General features: G+C 38.1%; 28 protein-coding genes and 3 other annotated features. Of the genes, 6 read left to right on the top strand and 22 right to left on the bottom strand.

What is annotated here, in order from left to right; genetic code table 11:
• Positions 1-5 precede the first annotated feature (5 nt).
• Together pheS and EJF36_RS15100 are read right to left on the bottom strand one after the other, a co-directional pair.
• A complete protein-coding gene (gene pheS / locus EJF36_RS15095) occupies positions 6-1,043 on the bottom strand; it encodes a phenylalanine--tRNA ligase subunit alpha (protein ID WP_125907108.1) in 1,038 nt (345 codons plus the stop codon).
• A 128-nt stretch (positions 1,044-1,171) separates the two neighbouring features.
• Positions 1,172-1,404, bottom strand: a binding site (T-box leader).
• 92 nt (positions 1,405-1,496) lie between these two features.
• Positions 1,497-2,243 carry a TrmH family RNA methyltransferase gene (locus EJF36_RS15100; RefSeq protein ID WP_125907109.1) on the bottom strand — a complete coding sequence of 249 codons (747 nt, stop codon included), beginning with the start codon at positions 2,241-2,243 and terminating at the stop codon, positions 1,497-1,499.
• Between EJF36_RS15100 and EJF36_RS21595 the strand changes: the two genes are divergently transcribed.
• The 3 genes from EJF36_RS21595 to sspI are packed head-to-tail and all read left to right on the top strand — an operon-like array spanning position 2,233 to position 3,245.
• Positions 2,233-2,625 (top strand): hypothetical protein, encoded by a 393-nt coding sequence (locus EJF36_RS21595; RefSeq protein WP_185806930.1) that lies wholly within the window; start codon positions 2,233-2,235, stop codon positions 2,623-2,625. The two genes, EJF36_RS15100 and EJF36_RS21595, sit on opposite strands and share 11 nt — an antisense overlap.
• Positions 2,626-2,655: 30 nt before the next feature.
• Positions 2,656-3,003, top strand: coding sequence for a hypothetical protein (locus EJF36_RS15110; RefSeq protein WP_125907111.1), 348 nt, complete (start codon positions 2,656-2,658; stop codon positions 3,001-3,003).
• A 32-nt stretch (positions 3,004-3,035) separates the two neighbouring features.
• Positions 3,036-3,245 (top strand): small acid-soluble spore protein SspI, encoded by a 210-nt coding sequence (gene sspI / locus EJF36_RS15115; protein WP_125907112.1) that lies wholly within the window; start codon positions 3,036-3,038, stop codon positions 3,243-3,245.
• Positions 3,246-3,279: 34 nt separating this feature from the next.
• On the opposite strand, the gene EJF36_RS15120 is transcribed toward sspI, so the two are convergent.
• A complete protein-coding gene (locus EJF36_RS15120) occupies positions 3,280-4,368 on the bottom strand; it encodes a M42 family metallopeptidase (protein ID WP_125907113.1) in 1,089 nt (362 codons plus the stop codon).
• 66 nt (positions 4,369-4,434) lie between these two features.
• Positions 4,435-5,142: a DNA alkylation repair protein gene (locus tag EJF36_RS15125; RefSeq protein WP_125907114.1), complete on the bottom strand. Its 708-nt coding sequence runs from the start codon at positions 5,140-5,142 to the stop codon at positions 4,435-4,437.
• Positions 5,143-5,335: 193 nt separating this feature from the next.
• Here EJF36_RS15125 and EJF36_RS15130 point away from each other — a divergent pair, with 193 nt between their 5' ends.
• On the top strand, positions 5,336-5,953 hold the full coding sequence (locus EJF36_RS15130; protein WP_125907115.1) for an acetate uptake transporter: 618 nt from the start codon (positions 5,336-5,338) through the stop codon (positions 5,951-5,953).
• 289 nt (positions 5,954-6,242) lie between these two features.
• On the opposite strand, the gene dut is transcribed toward EJF36_RS15130, so the two are convergent.
• Complete coding sequence (dut, locus tag EJF36_RS15135) at positions 6,243-6,698, bottom strand: dUTP diphosphatase (RefSeq protein WP_125907116.1); 456 nt, start codon at positions 6,696-6,698, stop codon at positions 6,243-6,245.
• A gap of 111 nt (positions 6,699-6,809) precedes the next feature.
• On the opposite strand from dut, the gene EJF36_RS15140 reads away from it, so the two are divergent.
• The gene (locus EJF36_RS15140; RefSeq protein WP_125907117.1) at positions 6,810-7,196 is read left to right on the top strand and encodes a sigma-w pathway protein ysdB; all 387 of its coding nucleotides are present in this window, start codon (positions 6,810-6,812) and stop codon (positions 7,194-7,196) included.
• Between the two features lie 20 nt (positions 7,197-7,216).
• The gene (locus EJF36_RS15145; RefSeq protein ID WP_221760723.1) at positions 7,217-7,441 is read left to right on the top strand and encodes a hypothetical protein; all 225 of its coding nucleotides are present in this window, start codon (positions 7,217-7,219) and stop codon (positions 7,439-7,441) included.
• A gap of 112 nt (positions 7,442-7,553) precedes the next feature.
• Here EJF36_RS15145 and EJF36_RS15150 read toward each other — a convergent pair whose 3' ends face one another.
• The 17 genes from EJF36_RS15150 to mutM all read right to left on the bottom strand — a co-directional run bounded on the left by EJF36_RS15150 (position 7,554) and on the right by mutM (position 23,450).
• The gene (locus EJF36_RS15150) at positions 7,554-8,459 is read right to left on the bottom strand and encodes a DMT family transporter (RefSeq protein WP_125907118.1); all 906 of its coding nucleotides are present in this window, start codon (positions 8,457-8,459) and stop codon (positions 7,554-7,556) included.
• A complete protein-coding gene (locus tag EJF36_RS15155; protein WP_125907119.1) occupies positions 8,452-8,724 on the bottom strand; it encodes a DUF1294 domain-containing protein in 273 nt (90 codons plus the stop codon). The genes EJF36_RS15150 and EJF36_RS15155 overlap by 8 nt, the downstream gene beginning before the upstream one ends.
• A gap of 383 nt (positions 8,725-9,107) precedes the next feature.
• Positions 9,108-9,464: a 50S ribosomal protein L20 gene (rplT, locus tag EJF36_RS15160; RefSeq protein WP_125907120.1), complete on the bottom strand. Its 357-nt coding sequence runs from the start codon at positions 9,462-9,464 to the stop codon at positions 9,108-9,110.
• 35 nt (positions 9,465-9,499) lie between these two features.
• Positions 9,500-9,700, bottom strand: a complete 201-nt coding sequence (gene rpmI, locus EJF36_RS15165; RefSeq protein WP_125907121.1) for a 50S ribosomal protein L35 — start codon at positions 9,698-9,700, stop codon at positions 9,500-9,502.
• Positions 9,701-9,723: 23 nt separating this feature from the next.
• Positions 9,724-10,254, bottom strand: coding sequence for a translation initiation factor IF-3 (gene infC, locus EJF36_RS15170; RefSeq protein ID WP_185807022.1), 531 nt, complete (start codon positions 10,252-10,254; stop codon positions 9,724-9,726).
• Positions 10,255-10,329: 75 nt separating this feature from the next.
• Positions 10,330-10,458, bottom strand: a sequence feature (ribosomal protein L20 leader region).
• A 134-nt stretch (positions 10,459-10,592) separates the two neighbouring features.
• Entirely contained in the window at positions 10,593-12,527 is a 1,935-nt protein-coding gene (gene thrS / locus EJF36_RS15175; RefSeq protein ID WP_125907123.1) for a threonine--tRNA ligase, read from the bottom strand.
• Positions 12,528-12,619: 92 nt separating this feature from the next.
• Positions 12,620-12,841, bottom strand: a binding site (T-box leader).
• 87 nt (positions 12,842-12,928) lie between these two features.
• Positions 12,929-13,750: a putative sporulation protein YtxC gene (ytxC, locus tag EJF36_RS15180; protein ID WP_185806931.1), complete on the bottom strand. Its 822-nt coding sequence runs from the start codon at positions 13,748-13,750 to the stop codon at positions 12,929-12,931.
• Positions 13,751-13,812: 62 nt separating this feature from the next.
• Complete coding sequence (locus tag EJF36_RS15185; protein WP_125907125.1) at positions 13,813-14,619, bottom strand: ATP-binding protein; 807 nt, start codon at positions 14,617-14,619, stop codon at positions 13,813-13,815.
• A gap of 49 nt (positions 14,620-14,668) precedes the next feature.
• Positions 14,669-15,016: a hypothetical protein gene (locus EJF36_RS15190; RefSeq protein ID WP_125907126.1), complete on the bottom strand. Its 348-nt coding sequence runs from the start codon at positions 15,014-15,016 to the stop codon at positions 14,669-14,671.
• Between the two features lie 18 nt (positions 15,017-15,034).
• A complete protein-coding gene (locus tag EJF36_RS15195; protein ID WP_125907127.1) occupies positions 15,035-16,477 on the bottom strand; it encodes a replication initiation and membrane attachment family protein in 1,443 nt (480 codons plus the stop codon).
• A 143-nt stretch (positions 16,478-16,620) separates the two neighbouring features.
• A complete protein-coding gene (gene nrdR, locus EJF36_RS15200) occupies positions 16,621-17,079 on the bottom strand; it encodes a transcriptional regulator NrdR (RefSeq protein WP_125907128.1) in 459 nt (152 codons plus the stop codon).
• Positions 17,080-17,158: 79 nt separating this feature from the next.
• Entirely contained in the window at positions 17,159-17,557 is a 399-nt protein-coding gene (locus EJF36_RS15205) for a cytosolic protein (protein ID WP_125907129.1), read from the bottom strand.
• A gap of 221 nt (positions 17,558-17,778) precedes the next feature.
• A complete protein-coding gene (speD, locus tag EJF36_RS15210; protein WP_125907130.1) occupies positions 17,779-18,156 on the bottom strand; it encodes an adenosylmethionine decarboxylase in 378 nt (125 codons plus the stop codon).
• Between the two features lie 689 nt (positions 18,157-18,845).
• Positions 18,846-20,144 (bottom strand): group II intron reverse transcriptase/maturase, encoded by a 1,299-nt coding sequence (gene ltrA, locus EJF36_RS15215; protein ID WP_125904583.1) that lies wholly within the window; start codon positions 20,142-20,144, stop codon positions 18,846-18,848.
• Between the two features lie 595 nt (positions 20,145-20,739).
• Positions 20,740-21,771, bottom strand: a complete 1,032-nt coding sequence (locus tag EJF36_RS15225) for a glyceraldehyde-3-phosphate dehydrogenase (RefSeq protein ID WP_125907131.1) — start codon at positions 21,769-21,771, stop codon at positions 20,740-20,742.
• A gap of 119 nt (positions 21,772-21,890) precedes the next feature.
• Positions 21,891-22,493: a dephospho-CoA kinase gene (gene coaE / locus EJF36_RS15230; protein WP_125907132.1), complete on the bottom strand. Its 603-nt coding sequence runs from the start codon at positions 22,491-22,493 to the stop codon at positions 21,891-21,893.
• Between the two features lie 111 nt (positions 22,494-22,604).
• Positions 22,605-23,450, bottom strand: a complete 846-nt coding sequence (gene mutM / locus EJF36_RS15235; RefSeq protein WP_125907133.1) for a DNA-formamidopyrimidine glycosylase — start codon at positions 23,448-23,450, stop codon at positions 22,605-22,607.
• Positions 23,451-23,466 lie beyond the last annotated feature (16 nt).

A 23,466-nucleotide genomic window follows, 5' to 3' on the forward strand; every position in this document is an offset into this window, starting at 1 on the left:
CCTTCTTATTTCACCTGTTTGAATTGCTGCAAAAACCGAACATCATTTGTGTAAAAATGACGAATATCGTCAATTCCATATTTCAACATTGCAATTCGCTCAGGACCCATTCCGAATGCAAACCCTGTATACACTTTTGAATCAAAGCCTGCCATCTCAAGAACATTCGGATGTACCATACCAGCTCCTAAAATCTCAATCCAGCCTGTACCTTTACAAATACTACAACCATTTCCACCACACATGCCACAAGATACGTCTACTTCAACAGACGGCTCTGTGAATGGGAAGAAGCTAGGACGCAAACGAATTTCACGTTCATCACCGAACATTTTCTTTGCAAAAACTTCAAGTGTACCTTTTAAATCGCTCATTCGAATATTTTTGTCCACTACAAGACCTTCAATTTGCGTGAATTGGTGTGAATGTGTCGCATCATCATTGTCACGACGATATACTTTACCAGGGCAAATAATTTTCACAGGCCCCTTACCTTCGTGTTTTTCCATCGTACGAGCCTGTACTGGTGATGTATGTGTACGTAAAAGGATTTCGTCAGTAATATAGAATGAATCCTGCATATCACGTGCTGGATGTCCTTTTGGTAAATTTAACGCTTCAAAGTTGTAGTAATCACGCTCAACCTCAGGACCTTCAGCGATTGTATAACCCATCCCAATAAATAAATCTTCAATCTCTTCAATGACTTTTGTTAAAGGGTGTGCGCCACCAACTTTAACTGGACGACCAGGTAATGTCACATCAATAGTTTCTGATGCTAGTTTTTTTGCAACAGCTTCTTTTTCAAGAATATCTTGCTTTTCTTGAATGGCTGTCGATATTGCTTCACGCACCTCATTAGCAAGGGCCCCCATTATCGGTCGTTCTTCTGCTGATAAGGTTCCCATACCACGTAGCACTTCAGTAATAGGGCCTTTTTTTCCTAGATAAGCAACACGAACTTCATTTAATTGCTTCAAGTCTAATGCAACTTCTACTTTTTGTAACGCCTCTTGTTTAAGCTCTTGCAAGCGCTCTTGCATTGAAATTCCTCCTTAATTTTAGAAAATCGCTCCTAGTAGCCGTATTATTTGTGATAATTAACGGCTAATTATGGAGTAAGATACTTTTTTGTTATTATTTTTTTGCAAACAAAAAACCTCGCCCTAAAACAAGGGACGAGGATATCTTCGCGGTACCACCCTAATTGATAGACGCAGAGAATGCATCTATCCACTTAATTACGATAACGGCTAGTGCCGACTCACCTTTACAATACGAGATTGGTCCCGGTGGTAACTCCAGAGTGAAACATATTTCATAGTCATAAAAATGCTTTCAGTCTCGGCATTTTTTCCCTTTAATGACAGTAGACGAAATATGTGTCTCCTTCACAGTTTGCTTCCATATGTAACTATTGAAATATTATATGCAATATACTTGACAGATGCAAGTGAGATATCAAAATCCACAGAAATATGTACTGTAGCGATTTTTTAGCCTCGTAGATAATATAATAAAATCCCTGTTGCGATCCCAACGTTTAAAGACTCACTTTTCCCGTATATCGGTATAAATAAATTTTTTGAAGTTTGTTGTAATACGTCCGGTGACACACCACTTCCTTCATTTCCAACAATAAGACCAAAGGAGCCTGGTGGTTGAATCTCCGTGTATACTGCCGCATTTTCTAATGCTGTGCCAAATACCGGTATGTTATTTTCTTTAAGATGGCTTGTTGCTTCTAATAAATCCTCTTTAAATATTGGTACATGGAAAATTGCACCTTGTGTTGCACGAACTACTTTATCATTGTATACATCCACCGTTCCCTTTCCGATAATAACTGCATCAACCCCCGCTGCATCAGCGGTACGGATCATAGTTCCGACATTTCCTGGATCTTGAACAGCATCTATAAGTAAAACCTTTTGAAGCTTGTTCCATTGAAGCTCCTGTTCAGGTAAGTCACAGATAGCCGCAATCCCTTGTGGGGTTTCAGTCTGACTAATGTGATTCATAATTTCTACCGGTACTTTGTATAGTGGTGCATGCAGGTTTGATGGCACAAGGCCTTCATCCGTTACAATAACTGCAAGTAAGTTTATGTTATTAGCGATGGCTTCTTCAATTAAATGTGGCCCTTCAATTAGAAGAGTGTCGGTTTTTTCACGCTCTTTTTTAGTATGTAGTTTTTTACATTGCTTAATGAGCGGGTTTTGGAGAGATTCTATGTACTTCAGTGTATATTCCTTCTTTCATTGTAGTTTATGGTGTTTAGTTTCTGTGTTTGGTGCGGTGGACACCTGGTTTGGTGCGATGAGCACCCGGTTTGGTGCGATGAGCACCCGGTTTGGTGCGATGAGCACCCGGTTTGGTGCGATGAGCACCCGGTTTGGTGCGATGTTGACCGCGTTTGGTGCGATGAACACCCGGTTTGGTGCGATGAGCACCCGGTTTGGTGCGATGAGCACCCGGTTTGGTGCGGTGAGTACCTGGTTTGGTGCGATGAGCACCCGGTTTGGTGCGATGAGCACCCGGTTTGGTGCGGTGAGCACCGGGTTTGGTGCGTTGTTGACCACGTTTGGTGCGATGGACACCCGGTTTGGTGCGATGAACACCTAGTTTGGTGCGATGGACACCCGGTTTGGTGCGATGAACACCTGGTTTGGTGCGATGAGCACCTGGTTTGGTGCGATGAGCACCCGGTTTGGTGCGATGAGCACCCGGTTTGGTGCGATGGACACCGTTATTCGTGCGGTGTCCACCGTTATTCGCGCGACTCCCACCGTTATTCGCGCAACTCCCATCGCTATCCGCGCAACTTCCATCGCTATCCGCGCAACTTCCACTGTTAATCGCGCAACTTCCATCGCTATCCGCGCAACTTCCACTGTTAATCGCGCAACTTCTGCTGTTCAAGACAGGTATGTTATACCGCTTATTAAATACAATAACTTTTTTTACATAAAATGCCCAACAAAAACAAATTATATAAGATGATACTATGATACAACAAAGAGGTGAATTTTCAAATGGACTTAAATTTACGACATGCTGTTATTAATAATGTTGCTAACAATACTCAAGGTCAATTGCAAGATACTATCGTTGATGCAATTCAAAGAGGCGAGGAAAAATTACTACCAGGTCTAGGAGTTCTTTTCGAAATCATTTGGCAAAATGCTGATGAACAAGAAAAAAGTACGATGCTCGATACGCTTGAACAAGGTCTAAAAAAATAAAACAAATGCCTGGATGAAATCCAGGCATTTTACATTAATCAAATGTAATTGTATTTACAGTCTCACTGTTTAATCGTTTAATTACTTCAACTAGAAGCTTTACAGCATTCTCATAGTCATCACGATGAAGCATTGCTGCATTTGAATGAATGTAACGAGTAGGAATCGTTACCGCCAAGTTCGGTACACCACTTCCAACTAAATGCATAGCACCGGAGTCTGTTCCGCCACCAGCCATAGCATCGAATTGATATGGAATTCCTAATTCATCCGCGACATCTGTTACGAAATCGCGCAACCCTTTATGAGAAATCATGGATGCATCATATAATACAATTTGTGGCCCTTTGCCCATTTTTGCTAACGCTTCTTTCTCCGTGACACCAGGTGTATCCCCAGCAATACCTACATCAACTGCAAATCCGATATCTGGCTGAATCATGTTTGCAGATGTACGTGCACCACGCAAGCCTACTTCTTCTTGGACAGTCCCAACACCATATACAACATTGTCATGCTGTTCGTTTTTCAACTGCTTTAAAACATCAATAGCAATAGCACAACCAATGCGATTATCCCAAGCTTTAGCTAAAAGCATTTTCTCATTTTTCATAACTGTAAATTCAAAATATGGTACAGCCTGGTCACCAGGACGTATGCCCCAGCTTTCTGCTTCTTCACGACTTGTTGCACCGATATCGATAAACATATCTTTAATATCAACTGGTTTTTTACGAACTTCAGCAGGTAAAATGTGTGGCGGCTTAGAGCCAATAATACCTGTGATTTCTTCACCAGAACGCGTCACGACAGTTACACGTTGCGCAAGCATAACCTGTGACCACCAGCCACCAGCTGTTTGAAAGCGTAAAAAGCCTTTTTCATCAATTTGTGTAATCATGAAGCCAACTTCATCAAGGTGACCGGCAACCATTACTTTAGGGCCGCCATCTTTCCCTGTTTTTTTCGCAACTAAGCTTCCTAATCCATCTGTTGTCACTTCATCAGCAAATGGAGCTATGTATTCTTTCATCACGTTTCTTACTTCACGCTCGTTACCAGGGATCCCTTTTGCATCTGTCAGATCCTTTAGCATAGTTAGCGTTTCATCTAGCTTCGTCATCGTAAAACCCCTTTCGTATATGCATACTATTCTATTGTATCGATAATGTTTTAAAAATACAATTAGTTAGCAAATACACGTTTTGCGCTTAATGCCAAGTTTCCCCTTATCAGCGACTTTTTTAATATATTGTGTAGCAAGTGGGACTTTACAAGCTGTCTGCCCCACATTAACCTCGACTTTACCTATGGAGTCCGCGATTGCAAGAGCTTCTTTCTGTAAATCCGGAATATAGCTGCCAACAGAAATAACAAAACCGTTCATTGTATAGCGCACCCTGTTAGGTTCAGTATGTACAGTGTCCTTTACACGTTGAAGTAAAGTTCGAATTTCCTCTATAGGTAGCTGCTCGTCAGGCGTGATAGATATATAATTAGAAAATGTAGCCCACCCACTTGACGCTATATTTTCTTCATCAGCACTCATCCATTCTCTAGCTAATTCAAGTGCATAAGGACTTTCTGCTGCAACACCCGCTACAGTGTGTTCTGAAAGCATATACCAATTTGCCTTTTCAGCCCAATCCTGAAGCCGTTTCTTTGTTATTAAATTAGGATTAACAGAAAGACCAGCTAAGTACATAGCATCGGAATTACCTGTATCATAGAGTTCAAATGCCAGATCTTGGTCTTTTTTCACGTGCTTCACAAGCTTTTTAAGGTCTCCCACTTTCACTCCATATAAAGGCTCTTTTGCTCCATGACGGATGTATACTTCTTTTGTTTGTGATGTACCTAATGACTCTAACTTAGATAGAATTTCATCCACATTCATAGTAATCACCTCTTATTTTATTATTTAATAGCATCATATCACACAATAGCAATAAACTTTGAATTATAACAATATTGTCAACATGAAAATTTCGTTTTCAACACAAAATAAGTGTTGATGTACTTCATATTTTTTTGTATTGTAGGTAAGTATGTTTAAAAATGAAAGAAAAAGACGGAGGAAAAGATACTTCATGAATCAAACACAAACAACTCAAAAGATACAAATCACAACTGCAGATCCATCAGCATTGGGATTATTTGGACTAGCTATGGTGACACTTGTGGCATCCTCTCAGAAGCTTGGCTTAACGGATGGTGTGTCCTTTGTACTTCCATGGGCTATTTTTCTTGGAGGGTTTGCTCAACTATTCGCAGCTATCCAAGACGCTAAGCACAACAATACATTTGGTACAACTGCATTCGGCGCCTTTGCACTATTCTGGTTTGGTGTTGGAACATCTTGGCTCATTAACCTAGGTGTGTTCGGTGAAAGCGCCGCAGCCAATGTAGATACTAAACAGCTTGGAGTTGCTTTTATTGGGTATTTAATTTTTAGCGTATATATGACAATAGGAGCAATGGAAACACATAAAGTATTATTTATTATTTTTGTATTAATTGATTTCTTATTTATTGGCCTTGCACTATCCAGTTTAGGAGTGGCACCAGAAGCTACACACATGCTTGCTGCTATTTCGGAATTTGGTATAGCAATTATGTCATTTTACGGTTCTGCTGCAAGTGTTTTAAATGTACATTTCGGTAAACCCGTTATCCCTGTAGGCAAACCATTTGGTATTTTTAAATAAAAATCTCTGTTAAACTTTGTTGTTGATTTTCGCTACATTGCGCTCGCTTTCCGCGGGGTGGCCGTGAGCCTCCTCTGCGCTTTGCGCATGCGGGGTCTCACGCCTGCCACTACATCCCACAGGAGTCTCGCGCATTTCGCTACTATTAACAATATTCAACAATCAACACTCACCTTTAACAGAGCCAAATAAAAAAAGAGGCCGTCTCAAATTATTTTTTGAGCGGCCTTGTTTTTTTGTCTATAAAAACCTAGTTATTTTATCTATACGGTCGTAGTATAAACTAAGCTTATTTTCTATTTACTTCCCTGTGCACTCCGCTTGACCCGAAGCCCTTTGCCCCGCGATTAGAAACAGATATCTCATCTACTTCTGTTAATGTAACAACAGGCACAGTAGCTATTACCATTTGCGCAATTCGCATGTGCTTTTCTACTTTAAACGGCTTTGTACCGTGATTAATAAGAATAACCTTTATTTCCCCACGGTATCCCTCATCAATTGTTCCTGGACTATTTAAAACTGTAACAGCGTGTTTTAGAGCTAGCCCACTTCTCGGACGAACCTGTGCTTCAGTTTGTTTTGGTAATTCTAATTGAATACCTGTAGCAATTAATGCTGCCTCTCCAGGGTTAATTAGGACGTCTTCTACAGAAAATAAGTCAAAACCAGCATCTCCATCGTGTGCTTGTTGAGGGAGAAGAGCGTCTGCATTTATTTTTTTTACCTTAATTTCGTAATTCACAAATAACCTCCTACTTTTTTATAAAAAAAATTATATCAAACATGTGATATCTTGAAACCTTTTATCCATTAAATCGTAAATAAAGAAAATGACTTGCTGAGGTGACAACATATGATTGCTATTCTTATTCGTCTAATATTTTTTGCCTTATTGGTGTTTGTTATATATAGAGTTATTAATTACATTCTTAGTCCAAAGCGAAAGCTTGAATTAGCTCATGAGCAAAAACGTTTTTTCTTTCTTGATGACAAGCAAAATGTTCGTAAAAATTTCTTATTAACCTATAAGGGGGTCCTATTTGAAGGTGAGAAGTATTTGGGCACAACACCAAATGCTTTTGAAGTTATTTCGATATTTATTTGGCCTAAAACCTCGACCCAATTAAAAGGACTAACTCGAGATGATTTTAATTTTATTGAATATGAAGTATCTCAGTCTTACCCTAATGCTAAGATTGATTGGAAAAGCCCAGTTCGAGAATTTCTAGAAAAAGAATAATAAGAAAAGAGGTCCTTGTTTTGAAACAAGAAAAGTATTGGATACTTGGATTCCTCGGGTTCCTAGGGTTTCAAGGTTTTTCTGCTTTTACACTCGATCTACCATTTATGCTTATGTATTTTAGTTTTTTTGGATTTTTCGGTTGGTTTGGCTATAAACATAAATCACTTGGTTATTTAGGTTTGCTTGGTATACCGGGCACACTAGTAGGGATTTTAGGTATGGCTGGGATTATACCTGTATAATTGCTTAGGACAAGGGATAAGACCTAATAAGGTTTTTTTCCTTACTTTAAGAGGGTCATCTCGATGCCTTTTGTAGAAAATCTGCGCAATCTTACCATGATTGCGTTTTTTATTATGTTTCTTTAATTACTCTTCTTGAGCGGATAATTACTTCTAATGTTCCTGTTCCAAGCATAACGCCACTAACAATAAAGATGAATCCTACTATTTGTTCTGTATGTATAGTTTCCTGAAGCAAAACGCTCGCACCAACTAACGCGAACAGTGGGGTCAGATTATTAAATATTGACGTTTCTGCAGCTCCAAGGCGATGAATAGCATAGTTATACAACATGTGACCCATACTTGTCGCTAAGACTGCAGATAACACAAATACAAACCAGACAAATAGCGGTACCTCTATAATTTTAAATGAAGGTTGATTGTCTAAAAACGGACTGACAGTTAGTAATAAAACAGATCCACTAACCAACATCATGCCTGTCATTTGTCTAGAGTCCACTCTATCAGTCATTTTCTTAATTAAAATAAAGCTAATTGCTTGAGCTAAAACAGCTGCAAATAAATAAATATCTCCTAACGTGATACCAGCTAGACTTCTTCCTTGCATAATATAAATGCCTATCAGCGCTAATGTAATCCCTATAACTTTAGCTACCGTTAATCTTTCCTTTAAAAATATAACCGCAAGAACAGCTGTAGAAAGCGGTACAAGTCCTAAAATTAATCCACCATTTGCAGCTGTTGATGTTGTGAGGCCGAGAGCTAAAAAAAGGTGATGAGCAAACACTCCGAAAATACCAGCTATAAACATCGCCATTATGTTTTTCTTTGAAACCTTTTTTAATTGTTTATTAACGTATAAAAGCAGTATGACGACAACACCCGCTAACAATACACGCATCCCTTGCATGAGAGAGGCTGGAAAGTATGAGACTAGTAGTTTGATTGCTACTACATTCAAACCCCATATTGCCATTACAGTTGTTAGCAGGACATACAGTTTCCATTTAGACATTGTGCATTACCTCCCAGCCGTATAGCCCCATTAGCATTAATTCTACAAGACTTAACAAAGGTAAGCCTATAGCAAAGAGTTTGTGACGTGTTTTATGATGATGAAGATACATAGCTAACGTCAATCCAACCGCACCACCTATGAGTGCTAATATCCACAGTGTACGTTCCGCTATGCGCCAATGGCCGCGGCGAGCTTTATACTTATCTACCGCCATCACTATATATGAAATTAGACTAACAATACCAATATACCAAAGAAACATAAAATTACCTCACATCGTTATATAATAGTTTGTAGAAGTATACATATCTATCTATTTCGAGCGTATTAATTTATATATTTTATTGAAAAATAAAATTTTCACTTCCAACGAATATGGGACTACCTTCCCTTCCTCAAGAGTGAAAACTGCTTCATTGCACGTGAGACCCTCTTAATCGTGCACAGGGCCAATTCGTCGAATCAAGTGCCACTTCCTTCACCACACTCTTATGTTCCACTGAGTTCGTATACATATTCCAGTATTCTTTCGGCATGCATAATGGCACCACATTTGGTATCCCACCCGCTCAAGCTAACTACTTCAACAATTCTACCACACAAAAAAGTCATCTCTTCTATGTAGAGATGACTTTTTTATATAAATTATTTTAAGTTGTTTTTTGCAACTGTTGCTAATTCAGCGAATGCTTTCTCATCGCTAACTGCTAAGTCAGCAAGCATTTTGCGGTTTACTTCGATACCAGCAACTTTTAAACCGTACATTAAACGGCTGTAAGAAAGACCGTTAATACGAGCAGCCGCATTGATACGTGTGATCCAAAGTTTACGGAAATCACGTTTCTTTTGACGACGATCACGGTAAGCATATTGAAGTGACTTCATCACCTGTTCGTTAGCTGTTTTATATAAAGTATGTTTCGATCCAAAGTAACCTTTTGCAAGTTTAAGAACCTTTTTACGACGCGCGCGTGTAACAGTTCCACCTTTTACTCTTGGCATATTGTTTCCCTCCTATATCTATCGTTGTTTCGAGATTATTTTAAGTTCGTTAATAATTGACGGATACGCTTGAAATCACCTGAGCTAACAAGAGTAGCTTTACGTAATTTACGCTTTTGCTTTTGAGATTTGTTAGCGAACATATGTGATCTGTAAGCATGAGAACGTTTAAGCTTTCCTGATCCAGTTCTTTTGAAACGCTTTGCAGCGCCACGATGTGTTTTCATTTTTGGCATAGGTCTTTCCTCCTCGACGTCTTTTACTTTTCTTTGTCAGCTTTTGGTGCTAGTACGATAAACATACTACGACCTTCCATTTTTGGTCGTTGTTCAACAACTGCAAGATCGGCACATTCTTGTGAAAAACGGTCAAGTACTCGTTGACCTATTTCTTTATGTGTAATCGCACGCCCTTTAAAGCGAATTGAACATTTCACTTTATCGCCTTTTTCAAGGAACTTATGGGCATTTCGAAGCTTTGTATTAAAGTCATGCTCTTCGATTGTTGGACTTAGACGAACCTCTTTAATACTAATGATCTTTTGGTTTTTACGAGATTCTTTCTCTTTTTTCTGTTGCTCGTATCTGAATTTCCCGAAATCCATAATACGACATACAGGTGGTTTAGCGTTTGGCGCAACCATTACTAAATCTAAATTTGCCTGTGCTGCCATGTCTAAAGCTTCTTGGCGAGATTTAATACCAATTTGATCTCCGTTCGCACCAACTAATCGAACTTCACGAGCACGAATTGCCTCGTTTATCATCATATTATTATCCTTGCTAATAATGAGCCACCTCCAAGGTTTTTTTCCTGAATACATCGTTTAGTAAAAACTTATAAGCACTAACAAGCCTTTGTAATCATAACAAAAAAGGTGTGAGTGCACAATACACCCACACCTTGACCGAACATTTATATATTCGTATCGTTGTGACCTGGTAACAGCTTAATGCGTCATACAGGTGAGAAGCGGGTGCCTCTGCTTTTACAAACACGTATTCAATTTAATTTCCTTGTTGATTATATCGTGATGATTCATTATTGTCAAGAATTAAACTTGACATCCGGCTAACAAACAACAAAACTTAGTATATCAGATACTATACAGTCAGGCAATAGAAATTTTTACTTATTATTAGTTTCCGCTTGTAGAGTATTTAAAAATTGCTGGAATGGGACTGTTTCGGACTTTTGTGTACCATATTTACGTACATTAACAGCATGCTCTTCTTGCTCTTTATCTCCCACAACAAGCATATATGGTACCTTTTGCATTTGGTGCTCACGAATCTTGTAACCCATTTTTTCATCACGCTCATCGAATTCGACACGGAAGCCTTCCGCTTTTAAATCTTCGACAACCTTTTTCGCATAATCAAGGTGAACGTCTGGAGAAACAGGAATTACTTGAACTTGAACGGGAGCTAACCAAGTTGGGAATGCGCCTTTGTATTCTTCTATTAAGAAGGCTACAAAGCGTTCCATTGTTGATACAACACCACGGTGAATAACAACTGGGCGGTGGTGCTTACCATCTTCACCGATATAAGTTAAATCAAAACGCTCCGGCAATAAAAAGTCTAGCTGCACAGTAGATAGTGTTTCTTCTTTCCCTAAAGCTGTTTTTACTTGTACATCAAGCTTAGGGCCATAGAAAGCTGCCTCTCCATCTGCTTCAAAGTATTCCACTTCTAATTCATCCATAGCTGCTTTTAGCATGTTTTGTGCTTTTTCCCACATAGCATCATCATCAAAGTATTTTTCTTTATCCTCTGGGTCACGGTACGATAATCGATATTTGTAATCTGAAATACCGAAATCTTTATAAACTTCTTCGACTAAACGAACAACTCGTACAAATTCGTCTTTAATTTGGTCTGGTCTGCAGAATATGTGAGCATCATTTAATGTCATACCGCGCACACGTTGTAATCCCGAAACCGCTCCACTCATTTCGTAGCGGTGCATCGTCCCAAGCTCTGCGATACGAATCGGTAGCTTTCGATAGCTGTGAATTTCATTTTTATAGACCATCATATGGTGTGGACAGTTCATCGGTCGAAGAACAAGCTCCTCGTTATCCATCTCCATCTTAGGGAACATGCTATCTTGGTAATGATCCCAGTGACCAGATGTTTTATAAAGCTCAACACTTCCTAGCACTGGTGTATATACATGGTCATATCCTAAACGAACTTCTTTATCTACAATATAACGCTCAATTGTACGACGAATAGTAGCACCTTTTGGAAGCCAAAGTGGCAATCCTTGTCCTACCTTTTGGGATGAAGTAAATAAATTTAACTCTTTTCCTAATTTACGGTGGTCACGCTCTTTAGCTTCTTCAAGCATTTTCAAGTGGGCAGCTAAATCATCCTTCTTAAAAAATGCTGTTCCATAAATACGCTGTAGCATTTTATTGTCAGAATCTCCACGCCAGTATGCACCGGAGATATTAAGTAACTTAAACTCCTTTATTTTACCTGTAGATGGTACGTGTGGACCACGGCATAAGTCGAAAAATTCACCTTGCTCATAAATTGTTAACATATCCCCTTCAGGAATGTCATCAATAAGCTCAAGCTTTAACTCATCATCTAATTCTTTATATCGATTTTTCGCTTCATCACGAGTGACTTCTACACGAACAATCTCTAGGTTCTCGTTAACAATTCTTTTCATTTCTTTTTCAATTTTTTCAAGGTCTTCTGGACGAATTGTTTCTTTACAATCGATATCATAATAGAAACCATTTTCAATAACTGGTCCTACTCCTAGTTTCACATTTCCATAAATACGCTTCACAGCTTGTGCCATTAAGTGAGCCGTACTATGACGCATTATTTCAAGAGCTTCATCACTATCTTGTGTTATAATTACAAGCTCTCCATCCTCAAGAAGAGGACGGCGAAGATCAACGAATTGTCCATTGAATTTTCCAGCGTACGCTTTCTTTCTTAATCCAGGGCTAATTGCTCCCGCAATGTCTTCTGTAGACGTACCGTTGTCATACTCCTTTACTGATCCATCTGGAAAAGTGATATTAATTTTTCCACTCATGCTAAATCCTCCTTACGAAAATAAAGAAATTTCTATCGTGCTCAAGCCGGGTAAAAATCCTATAAAACACAAAAAACCCGTCCCTTGTATACACAAGGGACGAGTTAACGTCGCGGTTCCACCCTAATTTCTAATAGTCTATAAAGACCATTAGCTTCATTCAAATAACGGCTTGTCACCGTCAGCTACTACTAAGGTTTCATAGCTGAAGTTTAGAGGTGGTAAGTAAGTAACTCGTGTTAGGAGACTTGCAGCCCTGTTCTCCCTCTCTGTAAACCGTCATTATTAACTCATGTCCTCATCATAACTTTTACAATTTTTAATTTGTATGATGTATTATAAGCCTATTATTGAATAAAAATCAAGAGGCTAAACATTATTTCTCTTAAAAAATTCCATTTTTAAAAATATTGAGCATGATTAATTGACACTCGTTCAAGAAAAATGTTTTGTATTGTCCGAATCATACCATGATCATGATTATCCGTATAAACGACAATTTGCTTAGGCGCAATAGAAACAAGGGGTGCGAGCACTTGCAAATCGATACAAAATGGATATACTTTTAGCATTTTTCGATCAATCCATTTGTGCATAAATTCTGTAATTTCCCTTTTCGTAACATCAAAAAATCGAAAATGACCGTTAAATACAATATGTATATGCTCAAACAATGGTTCTCGAGCAGCCACAATACCTCGAAGCTGTTCTACAAACATTTGATATTCCTGCTCAAACTTGTATTCATCGATAGCCTTTTGAATATAAAAATTTAAACGCTGCTTGTATTCCTTCAATCGAAATTTAACAAACGAATCTAATGAAAATGTCATTTGTTCCTGTAAAAATGGTGTCAAGGCGTTCTTGATTAATTCTTCCTTACTAGTCGTCATATTAATTCCTGGAATGTCGTCACGTTCTCCCTCAAGAATTTCATCGTACATGTGAAGAATTTGCTGTTGTTCTTCAAAGTCCTCATAAAAATATGTATCTTGTAAGATCTGTACGAGTAATTGGTGCTCCTTAGTTTTCGTTATAAACTCCGTTACTGCTTCGATAATATATCTTCTTATGTATGAAAATGAATTTTCTGTAACATGTATCCGAATACGGTTGTCTATCTTTTCGCACCAAATCTCTTGAGGCTTCGCTTTAAATTTCTCTACAAATATTGCATACGCATTATGAATATCCTTTTTATCATCAATTATTAATTCAACCAATTCTATGCCCCCCTTACAGACAACCTTGCTTCTATTTATATGGGGGGGCACCCGAAAAAATGTTATCTATCTTCGTTTTTATGAATCGTCAAATTTCTCTCACGATAGCTATGAGGTGTATCAATGTGTATTATATCTTTCTCTGACATATTATTTTTTATGCGATCAGCCAGTCTTTCATCATAACGAGTATGCAATTGATCAATAGGAACATTAGAGGTGTAAATCGTGCTTTTTCCTTGTCTTTGATTAATAACAAGGTATAAAGTTTCATCTACCCATTCCGTCATCCTCTCCGCACCTATATCATCTAAGATTAACAAATCCACTTGCTCTATTGCTGTAAAAAGATCATTTTCTGACACATCAACATCTTTTCTAACGATACCTCTAATTACATTCATTAGTTTTGGTACATCAAAAAATAGGGCTGTATAGCCAAGCTCTTTAACGAATTTGTAAGCAGAAACAGCCAAATGGCTCTTGCCTCTACCTGGTTTTCCATATAAATATAATGAATGTCGAGATTCATGAAACTGCATTAAATAATCATACGTAAGCTTGGCTGCATGGAATTGAGATTCGTAAGGAGACTTAAAATTCTCAAAGCTTGCGTTTTTTAAATCCGCATTAAGAATAGAAAACTGTTCAAAGTACTTAATTTTTGAACGAGTATGGGCTTCTAGTGTTTCATGAGCTAATCGGCAGTCGCACTCATTTGTAATTGTTTCCCATTTCCCCTTTTCTGGACCACCTACAATTTTCACTCTTACAGTCCGGACGTCACGATTACAAGAAGGGCATGTATATTCTTCAATGACTTCCATATCGCTATTTAAACCACCTAAAATATTACCAATTTTCCTCATAGAAAAATCCTCTCCTATAACAACTGAAACTGTGTATTATTTCTGTAGACTAGTCTCGCGGTTGTTTTAATTTTTCTCTCATGAGCTCAAATTGCTGTTTAAGCTCGTTTTCCCGTTGTACTTGTTCATCAGCATCGAGCTTTTGTCTTCGTTTTAATGCAAGACTTGAGAACGTATCAAGTTGTTCATCTAGTAGTTGCAGAAAGTGTTTCATACTGTTTGTATGCAAAAAGCAGTAGTGTATTATTTTCACAAATTGCAACGGATCCATTAACTTGTGATAAATTTCATATTTCTCAACGAGATTAGCAGAGAAATGCTTAGGAGCTCGCCATGCCGTTAAGCGTTTGTCATGCTGAAGTAATGCCCTACTAATAAGCTTGTCATATTCGCTCATCTAATCACCTGCTTGTACTTATTTTCGTTGTTGTTTAAATGTTTTCAACTGTTCATCCAGCTTACGCTTTTCTTCTTCAAAATCAAAAGCTACCGGTGTACTTTGTTTCGGTTTCGTCTCCTTCGACTCGTCGAAACCCTTGTCTTTCACTTCTGGCTCAATATTTTTAGTTGAACTTTTCTCAGGAGTAGCTGTTTTCTTCTTAGTTTTCGTATTAGATTTTTGAGTGGTTGACAGCCACTGCTGATATTCACGATGTTCGGCTTTAGCCAATTCCATCGCTTCACTCACCGTTTTTACATTTTTACGAACCCAATGGCTAGCTATCTTCTCCATGTAGCTTTTAGAGAGTTTCATGTTCGTTTTTAATAGCACATAATGTATAAGCACGTTAACTACGCCTGGTAATAATTTTTGCTTGAACATAATATCTTCTATGACTCTTAAATCTGCACTTGAAGCCTGCGCACCTGAAGATAAATCTTCTAACAACTGCTTAGGAGACGTTGTTTCTAAATATCGTATTAACGCTTCTTCTTTCGTTGTAAGTTGTTTGTCATGTAACACTTGTAACGGAACTGGCTGTATACTTTCAACTAGATTCGGTAATGTATCACCATATTCTAATTGATACCATTCTCTCGCAGTTTTCCTCAACAGTTCAATATCGATGCTCTCATTCTCTGTTAACGATTGTAAAACAATATTTTTCATATCTATGGGTTTTATGCCATAAATGAATGCGAGCTTCTTAATAACTTCCTTTGCAGTCGTCGTAATTGTTTTTGCTGAGATAAAATTGTCTGATAGGCTTGTTAAGAAGGCTTCAAAGTCAAACACACTATCCGAAAAGGAACCTACACGCCCTTCACCTCGGTATGAAAATTCTTCATTCGCATTCAATTCTAATGCGTCTGAAGATCTTGTTGAGGAATGCTGCGTTAATTCAGAAGGGTGAACAGAGGTGAATACTTCATTGAAGCTTTTAGTAATGGATGTATATGCGTCATAATCTAATACATAATCCGAAAAAATTTGTCTGAGCTTATTGTAAACATTTTTACCGATTTTATTGTATAAATAGACATTTAATACACCATCATGAAAAAATTCCTTAGGAGATAATGGTGGACGAAGCTCATATATGAATTTCTTTATGTCTTCTGTGGTATTTTCATACGTCTCGAGCAAACCGATGCCTTCAAGCTTTAGACGCTCGTGATAAATCTCTTTTAAATTCAATTGAAGCAGTGCCATTAAACTATGATGTGAAGTTTCTTGTCCCCACACTCGACCGCCCTCTAATTCTCCCCAGAGCGTAAAATATAACACAGTTGCTCTAGCTCCTATTAACGGTTGATAAAGCAAGGAAATAATTTTCCGGTCGTAATCATGAAGCATACCGTTTGTATGAACACGATATGTATCTATAGGAACTATATACTGCCAATGCTGTTGCATTAGTTTCCTCCTCTCTACATGAGGTGATGCACAATATGTGTAATTTTAAACTTACATGACCGATATATACTACTTTTATTGATTTTTTAGACTACAGCGCCATTACAAAAAAAGAGCCTCTGCAAGCTCTTTATTGTTTGTTATTATTTTTCCTTTTTTAACAGATCTTTCAGTTCATCAATAAACACATTGATGTCTTTAAACTGTCTGTAAACAGAAGCAAACCTAACATATGCTACTTCATCAATGAGTGCTAGCCTGTCCATCACCATTTCACCGACTATTTCACTTTTCACTTCTGAAGCACCTATATGTCGCAGTTCTTTTTCTACATCATTTGCAATATCCTCAAGTTGCTGAAGTGCAACTGGTCGTTTTTCACAAGCCTTTATGAGACCTCGAAGAATTTTGTCCCGACTAAATTCCTCTCGAGTCCCCTCCTTTTTTACAACAATCAACGGTGGTTCCTCGACACGCTCAAATGTAGTGAAGCGATATTGGCACTGCTCGCACTCACGTCTACGTCTAATTGATTTCGCATCATCCACCGGTCTCGAGTCAAGAACCCTCGTACCGTTGTGCTGACATGAAGGACATTTCATAAGTTATCAGCTCCACCCTAGAAGGCATTTCATTACATTTATCATATAAAAATTTACTGTCGACAACAAAGTACAGCATCTAGTCTTTATTTAATCCAACACCAATAAAGTTTAATTGCTTACCTATTGCATCGTATATTTTCAAAATCCATTTCTGACTATATCCAAAGTCAAACGGTAATGCTGTTTCTGTAGCAATTGAAAAATCAACAGCCGTTTCAAAAGGACGTACGGAAATAACAGTAGCAACAATAAAAGCTTTTTTTCCTTTAATCACATTTGCACTAATTTCACCGCGTTCTTTTGATACGGAAGTCACTTCAATACCATCCATGTTATTAAGCAACTCTTGCACTGCGGTAAAGGTTTTATCCTGTGATGACTTGTAATAATGGGTTTGTAGCAGTTCGTTCGAATGGTTTTCTTTCGTTTCTGAATGAGTAGAAAAAAATCCACGAAGCTTCCCTAATAAACTCACATCGAGCAACTCCTTATTGATAAATCGACATTTTTTTTAGTATATCTTAATGATACTAACAACAACAGTAAATGACAAGGAAAGATTATTAGAAAACTGATATGCATCATTGCAGATATCATAAATTACTTATTAAATATACTAAGGATGTGTCACCATTGATTATTTATGAACAAACAAAAAGAGATGTACTATGTACACCTCCGCTTTACTTCATAAAATTAAAGTGCCTTTGCTTGCTGCTTTACTTGTACAGGACCCATCCCACGAGGAATTTCAATGTTCTCACGAGTTTCAGCTTCAAGTGCTTCAGCGATATAATCAGCAGCAATGTTTGGATCAAGTTCTCCACATGTATATACATCGATGCTAGCATATCCATGTTCTGGAAAGCTGTGAATAGTCAAATGAGATTCGGAGATTATAACTACTCCACTTACTCCTTGCGGTGCAAATTTGTGGAAAGCTACTTCTCTTACCTCTGCTCCTGATTTTAAAGCCGCATCAACAAAGATTCTTTCAATTTGTTCCATGTTGTTAAGAGTTTCAAAGTTGCATCCCCAAAGTTCAGATATAACGTGACGACCAATAGTTTCCATAATTGGCTCCCCCTTTAGACAATTTTTCGAGCATGAAAATCTCCGTTTTTGGTATGCGTTCGTTACTACCACGGGGGAAAGTTAGTCCAGAGAGGTCCTAACCCTTTAAGTAGTCACAATACCATTCAAGAAGTTCACGAGTCATAGTATACTTCCTTTAAGTTAGTTTTGCAACACATTGGTTGTATTTTTTAAAATTAATTTTCAAACTTCTTATTTTTGTTAAAAATAGCCCCGCTCATGCAAACTTAGTTTCTATAACTCTATAGTGTTGCCAAGTTATCTATTTGGTACCCCAAATTAATGTATATTAAACAAAATAAACATGCCATTTGGAATTTTATCTTTTAGAAACGTTCACCCCTCATTATCGAGACGATGGCTGTCTATTAACTCTTCTCACTTGCTTGCTAAACATATGTGCTGATTCATTATAATTTAAACCGGTCATGAGAAGGACATATAAAATTTTCTCTAAATTGGCTCCACAACTTGTGCATGAGTATCAGTAGATTAGCGCGGTTAATCAAAGTCGCACGTTTCCCTAGCTCAGTAGAGTAGAGAACTGATTTCAAAGGGATGGCTTTCGCCATCTCTTTTACTTTCAGCCCCCCCTCATCAAACCGTACGTGAGGTTTTCCCTCATACGGCTTTCCGACGTTCTTCTTCCTTTAGCTTTATGTACTTACTTAACTTGCCAATTTCACTAATATGAGTTGTATTTCTTTTACTGTGTCTTGCAGATAAGCATGTTTATGTCGCCTGTTTCTCTTCTTATTATTGAAGAGATTAAGACGTTGTAACACGTACCAGTCGATACGATTCAACCACCTCTTAGATAATGGAGAAAGTTGATAGTAGTTCTTGAATCCCCGTAGTTTACGATTCAAGCCTTTTACTAACTCCTTTATATCCATGAATAATTTACTTCGTGGCTCGGTATAGTCTTTAATCTTCTTTCGCATTTTCTTCATGACTTTCTTACTCGGGATATGATTCATGATAAAGAGTATACGCCCCCCTTTCTTACGAACGGGGAATTTGCGGTGATGGAATCCTAGAAAATCAAACCCATCAGAGTCATCCCAAATATTAACTAGTCTTGATTTCTCTTGATGTAGAGAAAGGTCCAATTTGTTCATAATGCCTTGAATCACTCGTACACTTTCCACTGCTTGTTGTTTCGTCTTACACAAGATGACAAAATCATCCGCATAGCGGATGAGAGTGCCTAAGTGGTTGAATTTCTTTTCCCATAAAGTATCCATCGTATTTAGATAAATGTTTGATAGTAGAGGAGAAATGACACCACCTTGAGGGGCTCCTAATAAAGAATTTCGGAGTTTTCCTTCTTCCATGATTCCTGCTTGTAACCATTTTCGAATCAACTTTAGTACCCTTCGGTCACTAATTCGCTGTTCTACTAGTTTCATTAGTTTATTATGGTTGATGTTATCAAAGTATCCTTGGATATCGACGTCTAATACCCAATAACTCTTTTTACTCTCTTTACGTATCTTCGCTATTGCTTGATGTGCATTCCTTTTGGGACGAAATCCATACGAACATTCTTTGAAATCTGCTTCGAAGATTGGTTCAATGACTAGTTTAGTTGCCATTTGTGCAACTCTGTCTTTAATGGTTGGAATTCCTAATGGACGTTTCTTTCCATCATCTTTTGGAATGTAAGTTCGTAGAACTGGTTGTGGATGATATCGCTTTTCCTTTAACTCCAGATAGAGTTCGTTCAGAAATTTCTTTTCACCATAAACCTGGATATCTTCTAGTGACTGCTCGTCTACTCCTCCACTTCCCTTTTTACGTTTCACTCTTTGCCATGCCTCCCATAAGACATCAGGTCGATAAATCTTATCATATAGGGCATGAAATCGACGTGTTTTGCTTTCCTTGGCACAAAGGTATAATGTTTTCCAGAGTTCTTGAGCTTTGGCGTTATTGGTGTAGTTAGCCGTTTTCTTGGCATTCACTGACTCTTACCTCCTTTGAACATATGAACGAAGTAGGGTATTGGCTTGCGCCGTCCTTCCCTTGATAACGTTGTGTTGTCGTTATCATTACCGGTACTATGACCCCCTCCGACTCCCTCTCGACCTTCCACCACTTCGTTTTCACTTATAGGTATCTGCTTTACTTTCTAAAGAAAGTGTCGAGGAGGGTATCCCCAGTTCCGTTAACTACTGTCCTAACATGTCGCTCCCCTTACCCCGAGGGATTCTTCGGTGCTGTTCTTCCAAGTTCTTCACACCTTCCGTGGTTTTCGCCCATATACTCAAGGCTCAACTTCCCTTTTTATCCTCAAATGAGGGTTATAATTGACGAGACGGCAGGATTCACTTTATGTTACAACCTGTTAGTTTGCTAGCACTCTTTAGGAGTTACATTGTCACAGGGCTTCAACCTTAGGATTTCTCCACCAGTTGCCTGTCAGCTACTGAGCGTCTTGGCACTTACTCAGATTGGACTTTCACCAATAAGCAATTAACGGCTTGCTGGGCACGCAATACGAAAAAAGACGTAATTTCTGAAATGAATTACGTCTTTTGGCCATTAATTTACAGTTTACTATCCGACGCAAACTTCTGAGTGAGATAACAATTCATACGCGATATGCTTCGTTAAATCAACAACGCGACACGAATATCCCCACTCATTGTCATACCAAGCAAGTACTTTGATTTTGCGCTTTTCCATTACCATCGTTGACAGTCCATCTATGATAGATGAGTGAGGATTCGTATTAAAATCAACACTTACTAAAGGCTCCATTGTAATATCCACAATGCCTTTTAATGAGTCTGTAGCAGATTTCCTAAAGACCTCATTAACTTCTTCTACTGTTACATCTTTCTCTACATCCACTACAAGATCAACTAATGATACATTAGGTGTTGGAACACGCAATGCCATTCCATGTAATTTGCCATTCAAATGTGGTAACACTTTTGAAAGTGCCTTCGCTGCCCCAGTCGTAGTCGGAATAATAGATTGTGCACATGCTCTTGCGCGGCGAAGATCTTTGTGTGGATTATCTATGTTTTTCTGATCGTTTGTAAAAGAATGGACTGTTGTCATTAAGCCATTATGTATATGAAAATAGTCATCTAGAATTTTTACAACCGGCGCTAAACAGTTAGTTGTGCATGATGCATTTGAAATAATGTTGTGGTTTTCCACATCAAAATCATTTTCATTAACTCCGATAACAATCGTAATATCTTCGTTTTTACCTGGCGCGGTTAATATTACTTTCTTTGCACCAGCCACTATATGCTTTTCCGCATGTTCTTTGTTATTAAATTTTCCTGTCGCTTCTATTACAATATCTATTTTTAATGATCCCCATGGTAGTTCTCTTGGATCACGAGAGTTCACAACTAAAATTCGCTTCCCATTCACAATTAAAGCATTATCATCTGTTTCAACTTGTCCTGCAAATCTACCATGTGTTGTGTCATACTTTATTAAATGTGCTAACGTTTCTACTGGATAACTAGCATTAATAGCGACAATTGATAATGTATCTTCAGTAATAGCCTTACGAAATACCATTCTGCCGATGCGTCCAAACCCGTTAATTGCAACTCTCGCTTTCATAAAGGATCCCCTTTCAAAAATACGTTATACTTTTAAGGTAATATTGCGTTTTTAAGTATAACATATTCGCGAGAGGTTGCAACATTTTAGACACATTTACGAACGCGTACAATTAATTATCAAAATTTAACATGCCATTCTTTTAAGATATGAAAAAGCTGACGCTGTGAATCCTCTATAGTACCATTGTTATTTATTACAGCATCAGCTAACTCCACCTTATTTTTAAGAGGCATTTGTGACGAGATTCGCGCCAATGCCTCAGTTTCTGTTAATTGATTTCTTTTTATTAATCGAGCTAACTGTATTTCTTCATCAACATATACAACTAACACTTTATCAACTAGTGAAGTTAATTTACTTTCAAATAAAAGCGGAATATCTAGAACAACAACTGAATGTCCTTGTTGTATATAAAGGTTCTTTTCAGAAAGCATCGCTTGACGAACAGCTGGATGTACAATTGAATTTAATACTAATCGCTTTTGTTCGTTATTAAACACTATAGAACCAAGTTGAGGACGGTCAATTGTTTTGTCAGCTTTTAAAATGCTGTCACCAAATACATTCACAATCTCGTTATATGCTGGCTGACCTACTTTCACCACTTGATGTGCTATTACATCAGCATCTATAACGGGCACTCCAATTTCACGAAGCATAGCTGACACGGTTGATTTGCCGCTTGCAATTCCACCTGTTAAACCAATAACTAAGCTCATAGCGTCCCCACTTCCTATCGTAACTTTTTTATTAATCTTTAGAAGTTACACTGTTAACCTTTTTCGAATGAGGTTCACGTAATGTTCATTTATTCTCGCAATAGAAGCAAATCATTCCATCGCAGATACCACCACTGGTTGACACTTTGGACAATAGTGCGTTCCACGACCAGCTACTACCCGTTTCTCTATCATTGTCCCACATTTTTTACAAGGTTCACCTTTACGCCCATACACAAATATTTTCAGCTGAAACAATCCTATTTGGCCTTGTGTGTTCACATAAGACCTAACGGTACTCCCACCTTGTTCAACCGCTTCCTTAAGGGTATCTATAATTTCATTGTGCAAGCGTGTTATTTGTTCAGACGATACCTCATTGGCATGTATTTCTGGATATAACCCTGACCTGAATAACGCCTCATCTACATAGATGTTACCTAGACCAACAACAATTTGTTGGTCTAGTAGTACAGCTTTAATAGATCTGGACGTACTTTTAAGTTTATTTTGCAAATATTCTACCGTGAATTGAGGTGAAAATGGCTCTACTCCCAATTGTGATAAAGGAAGTGCTTCTTCTTCTTTACCTTTAATAAACAGGTGCATCGTACCAAACTTTCGTACATCTCTATATCTCAACTCACTACCATCTGTGAATGTAAACATAACATGCGTGTGCTTATCATATTCTTCGCCCTTTGAATATAAGCCATAACGACCTTCCATCCGCAAATGAGAAACAAGTACAAAATCATCTAACATAAACTTGAGAAATTTCCCCCGCCGGTCAACTTGATGTATAGTTTGACCTTGTAAAAGCATCTTGAATTCATCCAGATTATCAGGTTTTTTAATCATTTTTGGCCATCGTACGTCTACATATTCTATTGTTTTTCCGATAACTAACTGTTGCAATGTACGGCGAACTGTTTCAACTTCTGGTAGCTCCGGCACCTATGTCACTCCTATG

The organism is Bacillus sp. HMF5848 (assembly GCF_003944835.1).
GTDB lineage: Bacteria > Bacillota > Bacilli > Bacillales > HMF5848 > HMF5848.